15 protein-coding genes are annotated in these 20080 nt (G+C 57.7%); 11 read left to right on the plus strand and 4 right to left on the minus strand.

The features are described 5' to 3' along the window. The first annotated feature begins 334 nt into the window (after positions 1–334). The 5 genes from hsdR to VEB01_RS19230 all read left to right on the plus strand — a co-directional run bounded on the left by hsdR (position 335) and on the right by VEB01_RS19230 (position 6843). Positions 335–2794: an EcoAI/FtnUII family type I restriction enzme subunit R gene (gene hsdR, locus VEB01_RS19210; RefSeq protein WP_414675525.1), complete on the plus strand. Its 2460-nt coding sequence runs from the start codon at positions 335–337 to the stop codon at positions 2792–2794. 143 nt (positions 2795–2937) lie between these two features. Next, entirely contained in the window at positions 2938–4395 is a 1458-nt protein-coding gene (locus tag VEB01_RS19215; RefSeq protein ID WP_324878283.1) for a class I SAM-dependent DNA methyltransferase, read from the plus strand. Then, complete coding sequence (locus tag VEB01_RS19220; protein ID WP_324878285.1) at positions 4392–6119, plus strand: restriction endonuclease subunit S; 1728 nt, start codon at positions 4392–4394, stop codon at positions 6117–6119. The genes VEB01_RS19215 and VEB01_RS19220 overlap by 4 nt, the downstream gene beginning before the upstream one ends. 60 nt (positions 6120–6179) lie before the next feature. Further along, positions 6180–6425 (plus strand): hypothetical protein, encoded by a 246-nt coding sequence (locus VEB01_RS19225; protein ID WP_324878287.1) that lies wholly within the window; start codon positions 6180–6182, stop codon positions 6423–6425. A gap of 7 nt (positions 6426–6432) precedes the next feature. Next, complete coding sequence (locus VEB01_RS19230; protein ID WP_324878289.1) at positions 6433–6843, plus strand: PIN domain-containing protein; 411 nt, start codon at positions 6433–6435, stop codon at positions 6841–6843. A 565-nt stretch (positions 6844–7408) separates the two neighbouring features. Here VEB01_RS19230 and nifA (VEB01_RS19235) read toward each other — a convergent pair. The 4 genes from nifA (VEB01_RS19235) to VEB01_RS19250 form a co-directional block, all read right to left on the minus strand. Continuing rightward, positions 7409–8938: a nif-specific transcriptional activator NifA gene (gene nifA, locus VEB01_RS19235; protein WP_324878290.1), complete on the minus strand. Its 1530-nt coding sequence runs from the start codon at positions 8936–8938 to the stop codon at positions 7409–7411. Continuing rightward, positions 8931–10526, minus strand: coding sequence for a nitrogen fixation negative regulator NifL (gene nifL / locus VEB01_RS19240; RefSeq protein WP_324878292.1), 1596 nt, complete (start codon positions 10524–10526; stop codon positions 8931–8933). Before nifL ends, nifA (VEB01_RS19235) begins: the two co-directional genes overlap by 8 nt. A gap of 1093 nt (positions 10527–11619) precedes the next feature. Further along, on the minus strand, positions 11620–12156 hold the full coding sequence (locus VEB01_RS19245; RefSeq protein WP_324878293.1) for a flavodoxin: 537 nt from the start codon (positions 12154–12156) through the stop codon (positions 11620–11622). Positions 12157–12424: 268 nt separating this feature from the next. Then, entirely contained in the window at positions 12425–12898 is a 474-nt protein-coding gene (locus tag VEB01_RS19250; protein ID WP_324878294.1) for a GNAT family N-acetyltransferase, read from the minus strand. 205 nt (positions 12899–13103) lie between these two features. Between VEB01_RS19250 and VEB01_RS19255 the strand changes: the two genes are divergently transcribed. From VEB01_RS19255 to VEB01_RS19280, 6 genes are all read left to right on the plus strand, one after another. Further along, complete coding sequence (locus VEB01_RS19255) at positions 13104–13484, plus strand: hypothetical protein (RefSeq protein WP_324878296.1); 381 nt, start codon at positions 13104–13106, stop codon at positions 13482–13484. 283 nt (positions 13485–13767) lie between these two features. After that, positions 13768–14238 carry a YybH family protein gene (locus VEB01_RS19260; RefSeq protein ID WP_324878297.1) on the plus strand — a complete coding sequence of 157 codons (471 nt, stop codon included), beginning with the start codon at positions 13768–13770 and terminating at the stop codon, positions 14236–14238. Positions 14239–14856: 618 nt separating this feature from the next. Further along, positions 14857–15672 (plus strand): serine O-acetyltransferase, encoded by an 816-nt coding sequence (gene cysE, locus VEB01_RS19265; RefSeq protein ID WP_324878299.1) that lies wholly within the window; start codon positions 14857–14859, stop codon positions 15670–15672. 772 nt (positions 15673–16444) lie between these two features. Beyond that, positions 16445–18076, plus strand: coding sequence for a nif-specific transcriptional activator NifA (gene nifA / locus VEB01_RS19270; protein WP_324878302.1), 1632 nt, complete (start codon positions 16445–16447; stop codon positions 18074–18076). A gap of 416 nt (positions 18077–18492) precedes the next feature. Continuing rightward, positions 18493–19836 (plus strand): (Fe-S)-binding protein, encoded by a 1344-nt coding sequence (locus VEB01_RS19275; RefSeq protein WP_324878304.1) that lies wholly within the window; start codon positions 18493–18495, stop codon positions 19834–19836. A gap of 18 nt (positions 19837–19854) precedes the next feature. Further along, positions 19855–20079 carry a hypothetical protein gene (locus tag VEB01_RS19280; RefSeq protein ID WP_324878306.1) on the plus strand — a complete coding sequence of 75 codons (225 nt, stop codon included), beginning with the start codon at positions 19855–19857 and terminating at the stop codon, positions 20077–20079. The last annotated feature ends 1 nt before the right edge of the window (position 20080 follow it).

Below are 20080 nucleotides of genomic sequence, written 5' to 3' on the forward strand. Positions count from 1 at the left end.
TAGTTTTGAGTCGTTCCCCAATGATAAGAACGCTCGCTTCGGCGCCAAATATGAAAATGACGGCAATCAAGACCGAAACCATCACGGGCGGATCGAACCCGCCGTAAAACAAGGATTGAAGGCGATGGCGGAGCGGGGAACGGCGCAGTCTGGCCAATATGATCGAGGTGATGATCCGGGACTACTGCGGGCGCAACGGCGTCAAGATTCCAGAACAGAGTGAATTATTCCAGGACAGGGATAAGCCAACCTAAAATTGCGCAAACCTATCGGTTATCAATCCGACGGCTGGACCGGCGTGAGCATGTCCGGGGCGCCAATCCATTCAAAGCTAATGCACATGGACAACCTCAGCGAAGACGACATCAGCGTCAAATACATCACCCCCGCCCTGCAAAAGGCGGGGTGGGATGAAGAGAGCCAAATCCGCCGTCAGGTATCGTTTACCAAGGGCCGTATCATCGTACGCGGCAAGCTGGTCAGCCGGGGCAAGCCAAAAAAGGCGGATTTCGTTCTGTACTATCAACATATCCCCATCGCCCTGATAGAAGCCAAGAAGAGTACGTTCAGCGAAGGCCACGGCATGCAGCAGGCGCTGGACTACGCTTCCACGCTGCAAGTGCCTTTCGTGTTTTCCAGCAACGGCAAAGGCTTTGTTTTCCACGACCGAACGGGCCTCTTGGCCAAAGGTGAAGCCAATCTAGGCATGGACGCCTTTCCCGGACCAGACCTCTTGTGGTCGACCTACCGGCAATGGAAGGGCCTGGCTTCCGAGCAAGAAAAGATCGTTCTGCAACCTTTTTACGACGACGGCAGCGGCAAGGAGCCACGCTACTACCAGCGCAACGCCATCAACGCGACGGTGGAAGCCATTGCCAAGGGGCGGAACCGCATTTTGCTGGTCATGGCCACCGGCACCGGCAAAACCTACACCGCCTTCCAGATCATCTGGCGGCTGTGGAAGGCCGGAATAAAAAAACGCATCCTGTTTCTGGCGGACCGCAATGTGCTGATCAACCAGACCATGGTCAACGATTTCCGTCCCTTCGGCTCGGTCATGGCCAAACTCAGCACCAACGCCAGGACCATCGAGCGCGATGACGGCACTGCCACGGTGCTGACCACGGCTCTGAGCCGGCATCGGCGTATCGATACCTCCTATGAAATCTATCTCGGCCTTTATCAGGCCATTACCGGCCCGGAAGAGCGGCAAAAGCTGTTCCGCGAGTTTTCGCCCGGCTTTTTCGATCTCATTGTCATCGACGAATGCCATCGGGGCAGCGCGGCCGAAGATTCTGCGTGGCGCGAAATACTGGAATACTTTTCCGCCGCCACCCAGATCGGCCTCACCGCCACACCGAAAGAAACCGAATACGTGTCCAACATCCACTATTTCGGCGAACCGGTTTACACCTACTCGCTCAAGCAAGGCATCCACGACGGCTTCCTGGCGCCTTACAAAGTCATCAAGGTGCATCTGGACGTGGACGTGGAAGGCTATCGGCCCCGCCGAGGCGAAACCGACCTCATGGGTCACGAAATCGAAGACCGCCACTACAACCAGAAAGACTTCGATCGCGTTCTGGTGATCGACGAGCGCACTCAGCGCGTCGCGCGCTGGGTCTCCGACTATCTGAAGCAAGACGGCGACCGTTTCCAGAAAACCATCGTTTTCTGCGTGGATACCGAACACGCCGCACGCATGCGCCAGGCCTTGATTAACGAAAACAGCGACCTCGTCCAACAGAACAGCCGTTACATCATGCGCATCACCGGCGACGATGCCGAGGGCCAGGCGCAGCTCGACAATTTCATCGACCCCGAAGCGAAATATCCGGTCATCGTCACCACCTCGCGCTTGCTTTCCACTGGGGTGGATGCCCAAACGTGCCGGCTGATTGTGCTGGACCGGGAGGTGGGCTCCATGACGGAGTTCAAGCAGATCGTCGGGCGCGGCACTCGGGTGCATGAAGACACCAAGAAGTACTATTTCACCCTGGTCGACTTCCGCAGAGCGACCAACCACTTCGCCGATCCGGAGTTCGACGGCGAGCCGGTGCAGATTTACCAGCCGACCGAGGATGACCCATTGACGCCGCCCGCCGACGTACCACCCACCGGCGAAGGAGAAGACCCGATCCCGCCGCAACCCGGTGAGGACGAAGTCATCGTCGATGGCAACCCGCCGCCGGATATAGATCTCCCGCCCGGTGTCGTCGAGACACCCGGCAAGTACCGCATCAAAGGCAAACCGGTGATCGTGCTTACCGAGCGCGTGGAATATCTCGACGAAAACGGCAAGCTGGTCACGGAGTCCTTGCGCGACTATTCGCGCCGGACCATCCGCCAGCATTACGCCAGTCTCGACCAATTCCTGCGCCGTTGGAAATCCGCCGAGCGGAAGGACGCCGTTATCGAGGAGTTGGCGGAGGAAGGGCTGTTGCTCGAACCTCTGCTGGAAGAAACCGGCAAAGACCTCGACCCCTTCGACCTGATCTGCCACATCGCCTTCGATCAACCGCCGCTCACCCGCCGCAAACGCGCCAACAACGTCAAGAAACGCGACGTGTTCACCAAGTACGGCCCACAGGTTCGCGCCGTGATGGAAGCGCTGCTCGCCAAGTATCAGGACGATGGACTCATTACCGGCCTGGACAACGTCCGCATGTTGGAAATTCCGCCTTTTAACGAAATGGGTACACCCTGGCAGCTCATCAAAGAATTCGGCGGCAAGGCCGGTTTCGAGAGCGCCGTTCACGAACTGCAAGCCGCGCTTTATCAGGAAGTGGGATGAGCATCGAGCCTCACGCCAAGGCGCCAAGCACACCAAGAAAGACTAGAAATGCAATAATTTCAATTAATTAAAAACTTATATTCGTACCTTTTCTTTTGTTTACCTTGGCGCGCTTGGCGCCTTGGCGTGAGTAACTCTTCTCCATGTCCGCAAGAAACACCGTCAAATCCATTCAAGACATCATGCGCCAGGATGTCGGCGTCGATGGCGACGCTCAGCGCCTTTCCCAGCTTTGCTGGATGTTTTTCCTCAAGATCATCGACGACCAGGATCAGCAACTGGAAGTCATGCAGGACAACTACCGCTCGCCCATCCCGGAGCGCCTGCAATGGCGCACCTGGGCGGCTAATCCGGAAGGCATCACCGGCAATCCGCTGATCGAGTTCATCAACGGCGATCTGTTCCCGTCGCTCAAGGAGCTGCCGGCCATCGGGCGCTCGGCCAACCGTGCCCGCGTGGTGCGCGGCGTGTTCGAGGACGCCTACAACTACATGAAGTCCGGCCAGCTCATGCGGCAGGTCGTCAACAAGATCAACATGGTCGACTTCAACAACCTGGCCGAGCGCAAGCACTTCGGCGACATTTACGAGCAACTGCTCAACGACCTGCAAAGCGCCGGCAACGCGGGCGAGTATTACACCCCGCGCGCCGTGACCGCCTTCATGGTCGACCGCATCGACCCCAAGCCCGGCGAAACCCTGTTCGACCCCTCCTGCGGCACAGGCGGATTTCTCACCTGCGCCATCCGCCACATGCGCGACCGCTACGTGAAAAAGATCGAGGACGAGCAAGCCTTGCAAGGAGCCTTGCAGGCCGTCGAGAAGAAGCCCTTGCCGCACATGCTCTGCGTCACCAACATGCTGCTGCACGGCATCGAAGACCCCAGCTTCGTGCGCCACGACAATACCCTGGCGCGATCCTACGTCAGCTACGCGCAATCCGACCGGGTGGACATCATCCTCACCAATCCGCCTTTCGGCGGGCGCGAGGAAGACGGCATCGAGTCCAACTTTCCCGCCCACTTCCGCACCAAGGAAACCGCCGACCTGTTCCTGGCGCTGTTCATCCGCCTGCTGAAGCCCGGTGGCCGCGCCGCTATCGTCTTGCCAGACGGTTCACTGTTCGGCGAAGGCGTGAAAACCCGGCTCAAGGAACAACTACTGCAAGAGTGCAACCTGCACACCATCGTGCGCCTGCCGAACAGCGTCTTCAAACCCTATGCCTCCATCGGCACCAACCTGCTGTTCTTCGAGAAGGGCGAGCCGACGCGGGAAGTCTGGTTTTACGAGCACCGCGTGCCCGAAGGCCAGAAAGCTTATTCCATGACCAGGCCGATCAGGTTCGAGCACCTGAAGGGCTGCATCGACTGGTGGGGCGGGGCAGGGCGCCAGGACCGGCAGGCCACCGAGCAGGCATGGAAGGTCGGCATAGTCGAGATCAAGGCGCGCAATTACAACCTCGACTTCAAGAACCCGCACACCGTCGCCGACGACCACGGCGACCCGCAGGAACTGCTGGCCCGACTGGAAGCCGCCGAGGCACAAACCGCCGCCCTGCGCGACCAGTTGAAGAACATCCTGGCCGAGGCGCTGCTGCGATGAATGCTGAAATTCTTTTGCGGCATTTCGACCGCATCAGCGAAGCGCCGGATGCCATTCCCCGTCTGCGCCGCTTCATTCTCGATCTGGCGGTGCGGGGGAAGCTGGTGGAGCAAGATCTGAATGACGAGCCGGCGGAGGAGTTGTTGAAGCGGATTCAGGCTGAGAAGGTGCGGTTGGGTCTCACGCCAAGGCGCCAAGACGCCAAGAAAGGAGAAAAAGGTAATTCGGAATTTCGTGACGACTTTACAACTGGGCGTGATATGCCTTTTGTGGTTCCAGGTAATTGGCGGTGGAGCCAATTAGCCGAAATAGGTTTCATTAACCCCCGTAACACGGCTGCCGATGATCTGCTCGCATCATTCGTTCCGATGCCGATGATCTCCGCTGAATATGGTGTTCCTAACCAGCACGAAGTAAGACCTTGGGGCGAAATCAAGAGCGGTTACACCCATTTCGCTGAGGGTGATGTTGGTCTGGCTAAGATCACGCCGTGCTTCGAGAACGGCAAGTCCACAGTATTTCGTCACCTGACCGGCGGCATAGGGGCTGGAACCACGGAGTTGCATATTGTCCGGCCCGTTCTCGTAAATGCCGACTACTTGCTACTTTTCTTGAAATGCCCCCACTTCATCGATTCTGGCATTCCAAAAATGACTGGTACCGCCGGGCAGAAGCGAGTACCAGCCGAGTATTTCTCCAGATCGCCATTCCCCCTCCCACCCCTCGCGGAACAACACCGCATCGTCGCCAAGGTCGATGAACTGATGGCGCTGTGCGACCAGTTGGAAGCGGCGCGGAACGAGCGCGAAGCGCGGCGCGACCGGCTGGTGGTTGCCAGCCTGCACCAGTTGCAAGACCCGGAAGGTCTCACGCCAAGGCACCAAGACGCCAAGAAAGATAAAGAAGCGGATCAGGAAAACCTTGGCGCCTTGGCGCCTTGGCGTGAGTCGGTTTTTCTGCAAAACCTCCCGTGCCTCACCACCCGCCCCGAGCACATCAAACAGCTTCGCCAGACCATACTCAACCTTGCTGTCTGCGGGCGCGTCGTCCCACAAAACCCAAATGACGAATGGGCGGGGGAACTACTGGGCGATCGCCAATTCTGTCCGGATATTGAGCCGTGGGCATTACCATCCGGTTGGGCTTGGTCTTCATTTGGCTTGATCGGTGAAGTGCTAGGAGGCGGAACTCCGAGCAAAGCGGACCCCGAGTTTTGGAATGGGTCGATTCCTTGGGTTAGTCCCAAAGATATGAAAGTCGATGTAATTGAGGATACTCAGGACCATATTTCGGAAACGGCGGTTGAGAATTCTGCCACCCGACTTATTCCGACCGGTTCTCTCTTGATGGTGGTGCGCGGAATGATTCTGGCCCATTCATTTCCGACGGCAATAACCGCTGTTCCGGTAACCATCAACCAGGACATGAAAGCTATCGTACCGTTCCGGCCCGAGCTAATCCGAATGCTCATGTTGCTTACCAAAGGGCTTAAACCGGAGATCCTCCGGCTTGTCCTGCGATCGACGCATGGCACCTGTAAGTTACTGACTGAGGACCTTTTCTCATTGCCCATCCCCATTCCTCCGCTTCCCGAACAACACCGCATCGTCGCCAAGGTCGATGAACTGATGGCCCTGTGCGACCAACTGGAAGCCCAACTCACCGCCACCGAAGCCGACAGCCGCCGCCTGCTCGAAGCCGTGCTGCATGGGGCACTGGCGTAGAGCGGAACCGGTGTTTAGCGGTATGATCCAATCTAATCTTCGTATCGACAGGATCACGCCATGAGCACGCTGACGCTGGAAATTCCCGAGGAACTGGATGCCGCTTTGCGCGCGGCGAGCGCGAGGCGACGCGTGCATCCATCGACCTTGGTGCGGGAGGTATTGGAAAAGGCTCTGGCTTCGGAAGCAGAGCAACCTGCCGCCGCCAGTCAATGGTTGTCGCGCTGGCGCGGAAGCTTGCGGGATATGCCGGAAGCCGACGACGAAGCGCGCTTGGCTCACCTGTTGAAAAAGCACTTGCGCTGAGACCGTCATGCGCCTGCTGCTCGACATCAACATTTTTCTCGACGTGGCGTGCCAGCGCCCCGGCGAACCGGCTTCGTCGGCCTTGATCGCCAGTTGCGGCAAGACCAACGAGGCGTGGTTGGCTTGGCATTCGGCGGCGACCTTGGCTTATTTGATCGAGCGTCAGCAATCGGCAGACCAAGCCCGCGCGTTCATCGCGGATTTGCTGAGTTGGGCGCGGGTTGCAACCACTAGCCACGATGATGCATTGCGTGCCCTGGAGTGGCCCATGTCCGATTTTGAAGACGCCCTGCAAGCCTCCGCAGCGCTGGCGTGCGGTGCGGCTTATATCATTACCCGCAATGGCCGCGATTTTGCGGGCTCGCCTGTTCCGGCCATTACGCCGGAAGATTTCTTGTCCCTATATCCGGCAACCTGATTCTTATGTCCCCCACCCGCAGCCGCCTGCTCGAAGCCGTGCTGCATGAGGAGCTGGCCCCGACGTTGACCTTAGCCACGGAGGAAGCGGCTTGAATGGTAGCGTGGTCCCGGCCTTCGCCCGCTACATCGGCATCGACTATTCCGGCGCGGAGAGCACGGTAGGGCGGGTTAGGCGGTACTCCGCCGTAACCCGCCGCACACCGCGAAAAGGCGGGTTACGCGAGTACGCTAACCCGCCCTACGACGCTACCGTCTTATCCCAGTTTACGAGACAAGTTCACATAGGAGTTGTAGGCTGGAATAAGCGTCAGCGTTTCCGGCATTCCCGCGGTTCGCCGGGAACGGCTGGCGCCTTATCCCGGCCTACAAGCTGCGCGGGGGCGCTACTCCGAACCGGAAAATACTCTAACCGACCGTGCGGTTTCCTGCGTCTTGATGAGGCTCTGCTCGTCCTCATCCTTTCGGCTCGTTTCAGGATTGGAAAGAACTTGGACTGACCGATATAAAAAAGCCCCGAGTCCGGGGCTTGCAAAAGGGATGCGGTACGGCTTGATGGTACGCCGTTAAATCCGCTTCATCTTGATATTGAGGATTCGTACGCGGTAGGCGATTTGGCGTGGCGTCATGTTCAACAACCGGGCGGCCTTGGCTTGCACCCAGCCGGTTTGTTCCAGGGCGGCGATGACCTGCTCTCTTTCGTCCATCCCGTCGAGATTGAATTCCGGCTTTTGTCCGGACGGTCCGGCAACCGAAATTTCGTCTTCCAATCCGGTCATGGCGATGATCTCGCGGTCGATGACCCCGTCGGGACTCATGATGGCCGCACGCTCCAGGGTGTTTTCCAGTTCCCGGACATTGCCCGGCCAATCATGACGCATCAGTAGCCGGATGCCGCTTTCCTTTATTTCCAGCGGCCGGCCGCCCTGCTGTTGGGAGATGCGCGTGAGCAGGAACTGCGCGAGTTCGGGAATGTCTTCGAGCCGCTCCCGCAGCGCCGGCATGAAGATCGGCATCACGTTGAGGCGATAGTAGAGATCTTCCCGGAAACGGCCGGCTTCGACTTCTTCCTCCAGATTGCGATTGGTGGCGGCGATGACGCGGACCTGCACCTTGAGCGTCTGGGAGCCCCCCACCCGGTCGAATTCTCCTTCCTGGATGATGCGCAGCAGTTTGGCCTGGAACGTGGGGGACGTTTCGCCGATTTCGTCCAGGAAGATCGTGCCTTGGTTGGCCAGTTCGAAGCGCCCCTTGCGCTGGCTGATGGCGCCGGAAAATGCGCCTTTTTCATGGCCGAACAGCTCCGATTCCAGCAGATTGTCCGGGAGCGCGGCGCAATTGAGCTTGACGAAGGGACCGCCGGCGCAGGCCGAGTTGTAATGGATGGCGTTGGCGATCGCCTCCTTGCCGGTGCCGGACTCGCCGCGTATCAGCACGGTGGTGTTCCATTTCGCGACCTGCCGGACCAGTTCGAAAACCCGCAGCATGGCGGGAGTGCGGCCGACGATGTTGTCGAAGCCGTAATTCCGGCGGAGGCTTTGTTTCAATTGGTCGCGCTCCGCGGCCAGATCAAGCTGCTTTTGCTCCATGCTGCGCAGAAGACCCACGCTTTGGGCGATCAGGTTGGCGACCATTTCCAGAAAGCGGGCGCGCGTGCCGAGCAATTTCGAATCCACGGGCTGCGCCGCTAATACGCCGACCAATTCGTCTTCACCGACCCGGATGGGCGATCCGATAAACGGCAGTGCCGGATCGTACAGGCCCAGCCTGCCCAGGAAACGGGGCTCGTCGGCAATGCGTTCCACCACAATAGTGCAACCCGCGTCCAGAATGGTGCCCATGAGTCCTTCCCCCGGCTCGTAGCGAACCGGTTTCCGGGTTTCGACGCCGTCGCTGCGCAGCACGCAGCAGACCTCCAGCGCGTCACTCTCCTGTTCCCGCAAAGCCAGCATTCCGGAGCGCATGTCGGCGCGCTCCTGCAATATCTCCAGAATGCCTTCCAGTTTAGCCTTCAGCCCCGAGGGGCGGTTGAGGACCTGGCTGACCTGGTAGAGGGCGTCCAGCTCGCGTTCGATCAGTTGGGTACGTTCATCCATGGTCGGACGGCCTCATCGGTGCGAACGGCGTGTTGTGGATGTTGAACTGGATACGCACTCGGCAGCCGTCACGATAGCTCGGGTCGATCCGGATAAGACCGAGGTGGTGATTGATGACTTCCTGGGCCATGGTCAAGCCTGTGCCGGAATGCCCCGCGTGGCCATCGTTCTTGGTCGAGAAAAACGGCTCGAAGACCTTGATGCGCAGCTCGTCGGGAATGCCGGGACCGGTATCCTCGATAGAGACATGCAGCAAATGATCGTCGGACCAGGTGGAAATGCGCAGTTCACGCGTGACGATGCCGCTTTGGTTCATCGCCTCGATGGCATTTTCAATGATTTGCTTGAACATAGTGCGCAGATGGCACTCCTGTCCCATCAAAGCGGGCAGAACCGGGGTCGGTTTCCAGTCGACGACGATGCCGCTGGCCAGGAGGCGTTCGGTTAGCAGCACGATGGTTTCGTGCAGAAGCTGGTTCAGGTTGACCGGCGTCATGGCCGATGTGTTGTTTTCCGGGATGCATTTTTTCATGAGGGCGATGGACTGTTCGCCGGCCCGTCGAATCTGGTCCAGGATGTCGGCGAGAGCGCTGTTTCGCGGATCCGGTCCCCGCCGCGTCAACATGGTCGTGGCCGCGTTGAGCAAATTGATGGGGCCTTGGATGTGATGAATGGCGCCCGAGAGGGTTTCGCGAATGCGCTGAATTTTCTCCTCCTCCGCCATCAGCGCTTTAAGGGCGTTGACGCGGATTTCCTCGCCATGCTTCTTCTGCTGGGTGATGTCCGTCAGGGTCAGCAGCAGATAGGTATGGCGGTTTTCGTGAAAGAACGCTTCGATACGATCGTCTTCCTGGCTGAACCAGGTGCCGGCGCAGGCGTACCAACGGGGCGCGTGATGGCCGCCCCGATCGAATCGGACTTCACGGTTATGGAAGCCGGATTGTTTCTGTTTCATCCGCTCCCAGTCTTCCGCCATGTCTTCCCGCAGGATGTCGATGAATGTCCGGGCCGGATCGTTGAGGCCCAAATCGCTGGACAAGGTCTTGTACATCTGATTGTCGAGTACCACGCGGTCGGTCTCATCCAGGAGCACGGTCGCTACGGGAATCGAATCGACCACGGTTTCGATGAGCACCTTTTGTTGGTTGACCCGTTGCTCCAGCCGGTACGTGTCGGTGATATCGCGGTGCATCCCGATGTAATGGGTGGTCACGTGCCGGGCGTTCAGAATGGGGGCGATGGTCAGATCCGCCAAGTAGCGGCGGCCGTCCTTGTGGCGGTTGAGCAGATAGCCCTGCCAGGTCTGTTGTGCTTTTAAACGGCTCCAAAGCTCCTCATACACCGCTTTCGGCGTTTTCTTGTCGGACAACATGGATTCGTTGTGTCCGATGCTCTCTTCCGGTGCATAGCCGGTGATACGGGAGAATGCCTGGTTCACATACAGAATATTGGCTCTGTCGTCCGTGATGGAGATGGCCACCGGTGCCTGTTCGACGGTTTCCGCGAATAGGGCGAGCATCCGATCCTCGGTGGGTGCGGGTTCGGCGGATGGCTCGGATGACGGGTGGCTGGGAGGATGTTTGGACATGTGCGTCTCTTCGGTGCAATTTTCATTGGCATAGCAAGACATATGCCGCATCCGTGTATTGCCCTGAGAAGCTGTTTTCAAACTACTGCGCGCCGCCATGCCGGCGTTGCTCAAGGGCTCAAAATCCTCATGTACGCCTCTGTACACTCCGGTTTTTCGCCCTTTCGCGCCTTGTCCCGACGTCGCTCGTGACGTTTGAATACAGCTTCTATGAGCCTTGGCATCCTATCCGCCGGCATTCGGCCGAACCGATATCTCCGGGTTTTCGGTACGGCTTTATGGCAAGACCGACAAAGACGGAGACGGGTAGGGCGGATGTGCCACCGCGACACGTCTCCAGCACCTGGTCTTCCGGAGAAAGCCGCGCCGAATAGACGGATGACGGAGTAGGGTGGTACTGGCACGGGGTGTGGCAAACGTCCGGTCAAGCGGCTTGATGAATCCGAGATGAGCGACTACATACCACTAGACCATTTTCGAATCCGATGTATGGGTTTTCTCTTACCCCGTATGGCGCGCCCGAGCATCGCCGCCTGGAGCCGGATCAGCCCAGAGGGGCGCGCGAAGGATCGCGCGCGGCGACAAAGGCACAGGGAGGGTGCCTTTTGTCGCCCCCGGCTCCAGGCGGCGATGCTCGGGCGCGCCATCCGGGTGCCCTTTTCTTTGGTTTCTTTCTTTTGGGCAAGCAAAAGAAAGAAACTCGCCTGCGGGGCGAGACCCGCTCCAAACTAAGTCGCCGCCAATGGCGGCTTCCTTTTCTATACAACGCCTCACGCTGCTCAGACCGTACATCAAAACTGAAAAACGCTATAGCCAGCGGCCCCGCGATCGCTCGGGGCCGGTTGGCAGAGAACATCAGGCGCACAACAACGCCTTTCCGGGTTTCTCGAAAAATTGTTCGGCGGCAAACTGAGTTTCGTTCGGTGGATAGTGCTCCGCGTCGTCGATCTCGAAGCCGAATTCCTATAGGTTCCCCGACTTTCACGCATACCTGCAGTTTGGCTTTGAGATCTCGGTCGGATTCGCGTGTTCGGAAAATGCCTTGATGGTTTGAATGGCCATGGTTAACCCGTTGATACAGAGGACGATGGTCTCAAGCCGCCAGCAATGCGGGTTTGACAATGTTCAGCCAGGTATCCAGCCTTTCGTCGGTCAAGTCGCTTTGATTGTCGTGATCGACGACCAAGCCGACGAATTCCCCATCAACGATGGACTTGGAAGTTTCAAAAGTGTAACTATCGGTCGGCCAGAACCCGACGACCTTCGCACCTCCGTCAGTCACTACCGTGTAAATCTCGATCATCGCGTCGACGAATTCATGGCCGTACGCTTCCTGGTCGCCGAGCCCGAATATCGCGACGACTTTTCCCGACAGGTCCTTGCCTTTCAGTTGCGGGAGAAATTCCTCCCAGCTTTCCGCCTCTGCGCCGGACGAAAGCCCGGGCAGCTCGCCCTCGCCGAGAGTGGGCGTTCCGAGTATCAGTGCGCTGTACCCCAGCAAATCGTCGATGCTGGCCTTGTTGACGTTGACGGGATCGGCCGCGTCGTTCCCAAGTTTCTTGGCAATGGATTTCGCGACGCGACGGGTATTGCCGGTGTCGCTGCCGAAAAAGATGCCTATTTTCCCCATGGTTTTAACCTCGATTAAAGTGGAAGAAATCCTGAATCCGCCTTTCTGATGAAGCGGAGTTGTCGTATTTATCTTGAGACAACCAAAAACCGGGCCAATGTTGTGGGATTTGGCTTTGCCTTTGCTATGTCCTTGTAATCAAGGAAATCGGATGGCAATGCCGTGTTCTATTTAAGCGGTACCGAAGGACGGCCGATGTGCCAATGGCTGCAAGTGTGCGTGCGAATGTCACAAATGCGACAAACGGCCGGGGTGTCCCATATGGCCGTTATGGTGAATCGGTTAGGCGGGTTTTGCGCAAGGCGATCAACTTCGTCTCCCTCCAATCTAGCCGCTGGTAAAAATCCAGCGCCGAGCGGTTTTCGCGGTCGGCCAACAGTTGCAGTCGGCTCAACCCATGCTGTACGGCCCAGATTTCCAGCGCCGCCAGCAGTTGCCGACCGATGCCGAAGCCGCGCCGGTCGGATACCACCACGACGTCTTCGACTAAGCCGACCGGACCGCCTTCCGCGGTAGAAATCAATATTTGCAGGGTACACAAGCCGACGATGTGTCCCCGCTCCTCCGCAACCCAGATCTTGCCGCCGGGACTTTCCAGCAAAAGGCGCAGACCACGTTCCTGTTTGACCGGGTCGCCATTGAAGTCGGCTTCGATCGCGAACAAATCCTGCAGCAATGCGACCAGATCGGGGATGTCCGATTCCGTGGCGATACGGATATGGCATGAGGGCTTGTTCGACATTTTGTGTTCAGCGTTTCCGGTGGGCATATGGCGGCAGAGACTGCGATCGTTCGTCGAGCAGCTTTGGCTTCCAAAATAAAGGGGGTAACCGACTTCCGGGATTTCAACGTCAACGATCGGCATGACCCCACTTTAGATTTGTCGCAAAGCCTACAAAACGCATCGGCGTTGTTAGTATTCCGCCCTGGCCGGAACTGACGCTGCTATGAAACTTTCTTTAGTTGTCAATGGCATGCAATCGTTAATCAAGATGGCACAAGGGTTGCGAAGAGTCATTACAAAGACCATACCACTCAGCCTCAGGAGGTATTTCACCGTTACCCTGACCGATAGCGCCATCAAGACGGTAAACCGATTTACCGGCGTTTCCGATCCGGCGCGTTGGCCAGTTGCATCAAAACCCTTAGCAGAAAGGCCAAGCATTATGAACAGCGAATCGATTGCCAAACCAGAGTCCGATTCATCGGAAATCCCCCAGCCTCCGGCAGCGCGTGTCGAGGAGACGACGAATTCCAACGAACTGCCTTTCTATATCGTTCCCGAACCGCCGATTCCGGGGAAAACCTCTTGGAGCATCGCGCCGTAGTGAACTGAGGTAGGCTCGAAAAAGTGGATGCCATGGATCGGGTGTTGATTCAGGGGAATAGGGATGCCCCAGGCGAGGCAGCATTGTTGCAAGTCTTACAAACAACCGACAATTTGTTACGGTTCGGACATTCTTGGTTTCGTAAAATCTCTTGCTTTTCATGCAGATGGGGTGTGGTCCGAAGCTTGCCTAGATGCTAGGGATTCTTATGGAAGAGGGATCTTGACCTAACACCCCGGATACTTCCATACGGTTTTTAGCCTTATCAAACAAGAGTGTTTCCATGAGACTCAGGATAACCATCCTCGTGTTGGTGGCTTCGCTGACCATTCCTGGTTTAGTAATCGGAGATTCGGGGTCTGTCCAGCAAATCGCCGAGACAGAGATAGCAAAATGGAATGCCGCCATCGCGAGAGGCTCTGTAGAGGAAATTCTTTCTCTATATGCCAAGAACGCAATACTGATCCAGCCGAATGGAGCTTTCTCCAGCAGCAGCGAGGATATTCGTAACTTTTGGCAACCCCTCGTTAAAAGCCAGACAGGGAATTACAGCCTCCGAATCGTTGGAGTCCATTTCGAGAAGGACGATACCGTTCTCGCCAGTACTGTTTTGACGGACACGAAGAGGCTGGGCGAGTTGAACCAGTCGATGAGATTTCACTACAACGGGCTGTTGTACAATGTCTTCAAGCGACAGTCGGACGGTAATTGGAAGATTCAGGTTCAACGCTGGCAGGACAAGAATCAGAATTAAACCGGTCTTCGATATCCCGTACCGACAGCTCGCGGGCATACATCTCGATCGCCCGCCGCTTCAATTCCTCGGTCCCTCCTCTCAGGGCTCGCCTAGGTCAGCTACCTGGAGCACGGCGCATTCGATCACGGAGGGTAGGCCGGGATGAGCCTGTCCTGAGCCCCCGCCGAAGGGGCGCTAGCCGTTCCCGGCGAACAGCAGGAATGGCGTAAACGCGAAGCCTGTCCTGAGCCCAGTCGAAGGGCTTATTCCGGCCTACATTCCTATATTTTGGGTGTACGAGGGGTGTCCCAATCCACGCCGCTAAATCGTGATGAAAACGGCTAGCCACCCTAATGGATTCATCAGTCGAGATTGTAAGGAGTCTCACAAAAAAGTACGGACTTGTCGTGTTTGCCACCAATAATCATGGTTGGCATAGCCACATAACTCGTTGATAAAAAAGAAGTGTTATCGAGTTTGGCTATGGCACGACGCGTGCTTCTCAATAAGCAATAGAAGTGATCGCAAAATAACTGTACTCGAATGCGGAATAATCAATGTGGTGAAGGCCAAGAGCAACATGCCAGTGTTTTTCCAAGCCGTTAAAGACACACGAGCGAGAGAGGGAGCGGGACAATGATTAATCGGGCTAGCCATAACATCCTGGACCGCAAAGTCGAGTATCCCTCAAATTCCGATACTCAGTCCGCATCGGCCCCGTCGCCGCAACCAGCCGCCCATCCTCCAGCGCAGAATCTATTCGCGGAATGGCGGGAGGATGTGGCTTGCGTTTTTGGTCGCGATCCGGCTGCCCGCACTCGCTTCGAAGTATTGACCACTTACCCCGGATTGCATGCCGTTCTCATGCACCGACTGAACCACCGCTTGTGGCTCCGTGGGTTTTATTACGCGGCACGCTTGCTGGCTTTTTTGACACGGCTTTGGAGCAATATCGACATTCATCCCGGGGCAACCATCGGCCGCCGCTTCTTCATCGATCACGGAGCGGGGGTGGTCATCGGCGAGACGGCGGAAATCGGCAACGATGTCACGCTTTACCATGGGGTCACGCTGGGAGGTACGAGCTGGAATAAGGGCAAACGCCACCCCACCTTGGGCGATGGTGTTCTGGTCGGTGCCGGCGCCAAGATTCTCGGCCCCATTGCGCTCGGCGACAACGTGCGCGTAGGCGCCAATTCGGTCGTAGTCAAAAATGTGCCCCCAAACCGGACCGTCGTCGGCATTCCCGGCAGGGTCATACAGCCCAAGGAAGGCGTGACTATGAATCCGCACGGAATCGATCTCGACCATAACCATATCCCGGATGTCGTAAATCAGACTATGGCCGACATGATGGCTCGCATCGAGACTCTCGAAAATCTTGTTGCCGCAACGACACCCCCTGAAAATAACCGTTCTATGTACGCATTACGAAGCATTGGAAATAGTTAAGGCCGACCGTTTTAGCGCCGACTCGACTGACGTCACGAAGAGAGGGGGATGAGGTCGAGACAATGCCTAGGATTTGGCCGCCAATACATCCCGTTCTACTCGAAAACGATTGTAGGATGGGTAGAGCGAAGCGAAACCCATCGATGGTGGGTTAGGCGCGCACTGCCACGAACCATGCCGTGGCCGCAGGACTCTCCGCGCGCCGTAACCCACCGGTTCCGCGGTCTTGCCTGGTGGGTTACGGCGCGCGGAAACACCACAGGAACTTTTTAGATTCGGTGCGATGCGCGCCTAACCCACCCTACACCAGAAACATGAATCGGAACGTTGTTTTCGGCCATATCCCTAGATCCGGATACGGTGACACCTTCGCCGATATACGGAATGCATTTTTTCCCCATAGCTTGATCGAAGAAGCTTTTTTGCAAGTTTCCGGGCCACGACCGATCCGGTCATCGACGGGAATGGATGGTAGGCCGGGATAAGGCGTTAGCCGTTCCCGGCGCTCGATGGACGAAAACTACATTTTGGGTGTGCGAGACGCGTCCCGATCCACGCCGTTAAATCGTGATGAAAAACGCTCTGGTCCTCGTCAACAGTTACAGGTCGGACGCGAGGGCTTGGTTCTTCTTCCCAAAGCCGAAATCGGGCATACATCTTGCAATGGACCTTTGATCAACTTCTTAGTTATTTGCCAGTGGAGGCTCATCAGAGCTGTATCCAAGCCTGTCAGGGAAACGCTAGCAATGGCTCCCACCATATGAGGCCAGCTATGTCAGCAAGAAAGCTAACTCAACCTTTGGAAAAACAAAGGAATTTGGAGCTGATCACGATTTACGAGATCAGCAAGATTCTAAGCTCATCCCTGGATCTTCATAAAACCCTTCGGGAGGCACTCAACGTCCTTTCATCCCACATGCATATGCGTCGCTGCATGATCAGTTTGGTGCAGGACAATACCGACGTGCATGTCATTGGGGCAAGCGGCTTGTCTCGGGATGAAATCTCGCGAGGACATTTCCGAAAGGGTGAAGGAATCATCGGAAAAGTCATAAAAACAGGGGTTCCCATCGTCGTCCAGAATATCGCCGAAGAGTCACAATTCCTGAACAGGACGGGTTCGCGCGATCTTTCGAGCGGGCAAACGATCGCGTTCCTGGGCATTCCGATCAAGGCTATGGGTGAGACTATCGGAGTACTCAGCGCCGATCGCGACATGACCACCTATCATGGTTATCTGGAATACGATGTCCGCCTGCTCAAAATGGTGGCCAATCTGGTCGGCCAGACGGTAAGGCTTCATCAGATCGTTGCCGCGGAGCGCGAACAGCGGATGATCGAGCAGCATCGCTTGCAAAAGGTGGCGAAGCCCAGTCAAGGACTGGTCAACGTCATCGGCCAAAGCCAGCGTATGCAAGAGGTGTTCGCCGAAGTGGAGCGAGCGGCCTCGGTCCATTCCACGGTGCTGCTGCGCGGCGAAACCGGGACGGGCAAGGAAATGATCGCGCACGCGATTCACCACCTGAGTTCACGCAGCGAGGGCCCTTTTGTGCGGGTCAATTGCGCCGCTTTGTCCGAAACGCTGCTCGAATCCGAACTGTTCGGCCATGAGAAGGGCTCCTTCACCGGCGCGACCCAGGAACGTAAGGGTCGTTTCGAGCTGGCGCACGGCGGGACGCTGTTTCTCGATGAAATCGGCGATGTTTCCCCGGCTTTCCAGGTCAAACTGCTGCGCGTGCTGCAGGAACGGGAATTCGAGCGGGTGGGCGGCAATAAGCCGATACAGGTCGATGTACGCTTGATCGTGGCGACCAACCGCAATCTCGAAGACGCGGTGCTTAAGGGCGAATACCGGGCCGATCTCTATTTTCGGATCAATGTGATATCCATCCTTCTGCCGCCGCTTCGCGAACGGCGCGACGACATCTTTCCCTTGGCCAATCATTTTCTGGAACGGTTCAATCGCACCAATCAACGCCAACTCACGCTGTCGCCGGAGGCGATGCATATCCTCGCGGAGTGCTATTGGCCCGGCAACGTCCGGGAGCTGGAAAACTGCGTGGAGCGGACCGCGGCCATGTCCCGCGGCAAGACGATTCGGGACATCAATCTGCCCTGCCAGAAAAACATGTGTTTTTCGCTGGCCCTGAAACCGGTTTCTCAGATTTCGAGTCCGGTTCCCGTAACGGTCGCGCCACCGATACCTTCCGCCGAAGTCGACTTCGGTCACGGTTCGCAAGCTGGAGGCGGGGCGCCGGAATTGAAATCCACGCGTGAACGGCTGATTTCGGCCATGGAGGAGTGCGGTTGGGTACAAGCCAAGGCAGCGCGGCTACTCGGGATGACGACGCGGCAGATGCACTATGCCCTTCAGAAATACAATATCGAGATCAAAAAGCTTTAAACCTCTCCTATCCGTTCTCAAAGTTCACCGGAGCAATAGCGCGCTCCCGAAATTTGTCGGACAGATCCCTGTCCACTGAACGGTCATGGCGGGCTCTCTCGTCGGGGTGCCTCGTCCGCCTGATCGACTCGGTCCGAAACCCTGGCTTTGGATTCAGCGAATCGCCACTCAATCCGTGTGGCACGGCTCCAGACATCGTCCTCGCCGATCGGCACGTACCTACCCGACACAATTCATCGGCTTCAACTCGCCATGCTCCGACTCCACGTAGCTTTTGTCGCAAACCTGACATAGCGAAATACCCAGCCAGCCGTTAACGACATCCAGTTTGTCTTTGTAAAACAAGCTGATGCGTTACCATCAAGGATGGGCATCGTTATTGCTTGGCAAAGCGTATCGATGCTAATTCAGCGTATATGGATACTCAACTCGACTGGTCGGTCTATGACAGCTACGGTGCCGGCGACGCCTACGCGGCTGTGCCCGCCACGGGCGGCGCCTACGGCAAGGCAGCGGCGGTTTGCATCGGCAACCGTCAGTGCCAACGCACCGACAAGGGCGTGATGTGCCCGAGCTTTCGCGCCACAGAGGACGTAGCCCACTCGACGCAACACCGCGCCGCCACTCTCAAGGCCGCCCTTAACGGCGATTTTGGTTCAAAACCCTTTGTCGGCCCCGAACTGGAAGCGGCGATGGATTTGTGCGTGGGCTGCAAGGGCTGTAAGCGCGAATGCCCCAACGGCGTGGACATGGCGCTCCTGCGCATCGAAGCGCTCGCTCAACGCTGGGCCGCGCTGGGCGGAGCGCCCTTGCGTGAGCGTCTCTTGGCCCATCTGCCACGCTTCGCGCACCGGCTCGCGGGCCTGAACGGGGTGTTGCGTCTCCGGGAACGCGTGCCGCTTTTGGCCCGGCTGACCGAGCGTTGGCTGGGCATTTCGGCCAAGCGCTCGTTGCCGCGGAGCGCCACCCGCAGTTTTCTTTCTTCCGCGCCGGGGGAAGTCGTCGGCGCTGCGGAGGGACGCGAGATCGTCCTGCTGGTGGATACCTTCTCCAACCATTTCGATACGGAAACCGCAGAGGCAGCGCTGGAAATACTGCTGGCGGGAGGCTACCGGATACACATCGCCCGCCCCGCGGCGGGTGAACGTCCGTTGTGCTGCGGGCGGACTTTCCTTTCCCACGGATTGATTCCGGAGGCGCGGGCCGAAGGTCGGCGCATGGTCGATACGCTGTGGCCCTACGTGGAACGCGGTGTGCCCGTGGTGGGGCTGGAACCCTCGTGTCTCCTCATGCTGCGCGACGAGTATTACGCCCTCGGGCTGGGCGAGAAAGTCGATAAGATCGCCAAGGCGGCGGTCCTGCTGGAAGAGTTTCTGGCCCGCGAGCATGACGCCGAGCGCCTGGACCTCGCTTTTAAATCCATGCCCGGCGCCCAGGCGATGGTGCATGGGCATTGCCACCAAAAAGCCTTCGGCGCCTTGAAAGCGATGCGGAAGGTGCTGGGCCTGGTGCCGGAACTCCGGGTCGAGTTCATCGAATCGAGCTGCTGCGGCATGGCCGGCGCCTTCGGTCTGGAGGCCGAGCACTACGACATATCCATGCGAATGGCCGAGCTCGCGCTGTTGCCGAAGGTGCGGGAGGCCGATCCGGAAACACTGCTGATCGCCAATGGGACCAGTTGCCGCCATCAGATCCGCGACGGCGCGCAGCGCGAAAGCGCGCACTTCGCGCGGGTGTTGCGGGCGGCTTTGGCAATTTAACTCTGGGAGAACAAGAGCATGACGGTTGCGACGGGTTTTTTTGTGGATTGGGCCGGCAATGCCCGCCGGACCGAGGAGCCGGGCGGCGGCTACCGCTGCGAGGTCGACACCGTGGCCCGCTACGTGGCGGTGCTTTCCAAACAGGGCGCGCTCATCCATGAGGGGACTTATTACAAAACCCTGGCGGACATCGAAGCGGCCGGGATCAAGGCCAATCTGGTGGATGCCTCGGTACCCTGGTAGG

Origin of the sequence: Methylocaldum sp., assembly GCF_035627495.1 — a bacterium.
GTDB lineage: Bacteria > Pseudomonadota > Gammaproteobacteria > Methylococcales > Methylococcaceae > Methylocaldum.

Bases quoted from the DNA above. Each gene is read 5' to 3' on its own strand.
- hsdR (WP_414675525.1), top strand. From the start codon at position 335: ATGCACATGGACAACCTCAGCGAAGACGACATCAGCGTCAAATACATC.
- VEB01_RS19215 (WP_324878283.1), top strand. From the start codon at position 2,938: ATGTCCGCAAGAAACACCGTCAAATCCATTCAAGACATCATGCGCCAG.
- VEB01_RS19220 (WP_324878285.1), top strand. From the start codon at position 4,392: ATGAATGCTGAAATTCTTTTGCGGCATTTCGACCGCATCAGCGAAGCG.
- VEB01_RS19225 (WP_324878287.1), top strand. From the start codon at position 6,180: ATGAGCACGCTGACGCTGGAAATTCCCGAGGAACTGGATGCCGCTTTG.
- VEB01_RS19230 (WP_324878289.1), top strand. From the start codon at position 6,433: ATGCGCCTGCTGCTCGACATCAACATTTTTCTCGACGTGGCGTGCCAG.
- nifA (WP_324878290.1), bottom strand. From the start codon at position 8,938: ATGGATGAACGTACCCAACTGATCGAACGCGAGCTGGACGCCCTCTAC.
- nifL (WP_324878292.1), bottom strand. From the start codon at position 10,526: ATGTCCAAACATCCTCCCAGCCACCCGTCATCCGAGCCATCCGCCGAA.
- VEB01_RS19245 (WP_324878293.1), bottom strand. From the start codon at position 12,156: ATGGGGAAAATAGGCATCTTTTTCGGCAGCGACACCGGCAATACCCGT.
- VEB01_RS19250 (WP_324878294.1), bottom strand. From the start codon at position 12,898: ATGTCGAACAAGCCCTCATGCCATATCCGTATCGCCACGGAATCGGAC.
- VEB01_RS19255 (WP_324878296.1), top strand. From the start codon at position 13,104: ATGAAACTTTCTTTAGTTGTCAATGGCATGCAATCGTTAATCAAGATG.
- VEB01_RS19260 (WP_324878297.1), top strand. From the start codon at position 13,768: ATGAGACTCAGGATAACCATCCTCGTGTTGGTGGCTTCGCTGACCATT.
- cysE (WP_324878299.1), top strand. From the start codon at position 14,857: ATGATTAATCGGGCTAGCCATAACATCCTGGACCGCAAAGTCGAGTAT.
- nifA (WP_324878302.1), top strand. From the start codon at position 16,445: ATGTCAGCAAGAAAGCTAACTCAACCTTTGGAAAAACAAAGGAATTTG.
- VEB01_RS19275 (WP_324878304.1), top strand. From the start codon at position 18,493: ATGGATACTCAACTCGACTGGTCGGTCTATGACAGCTACGGTGCCGGC.
- VEB01_RS19280 (WP_324878306.1), top strand. From the start codon at position 19,855: ATGACGGTTGCGACGGGTTTTTTTGTGGATTGGGCCGGCAATGCCCGC.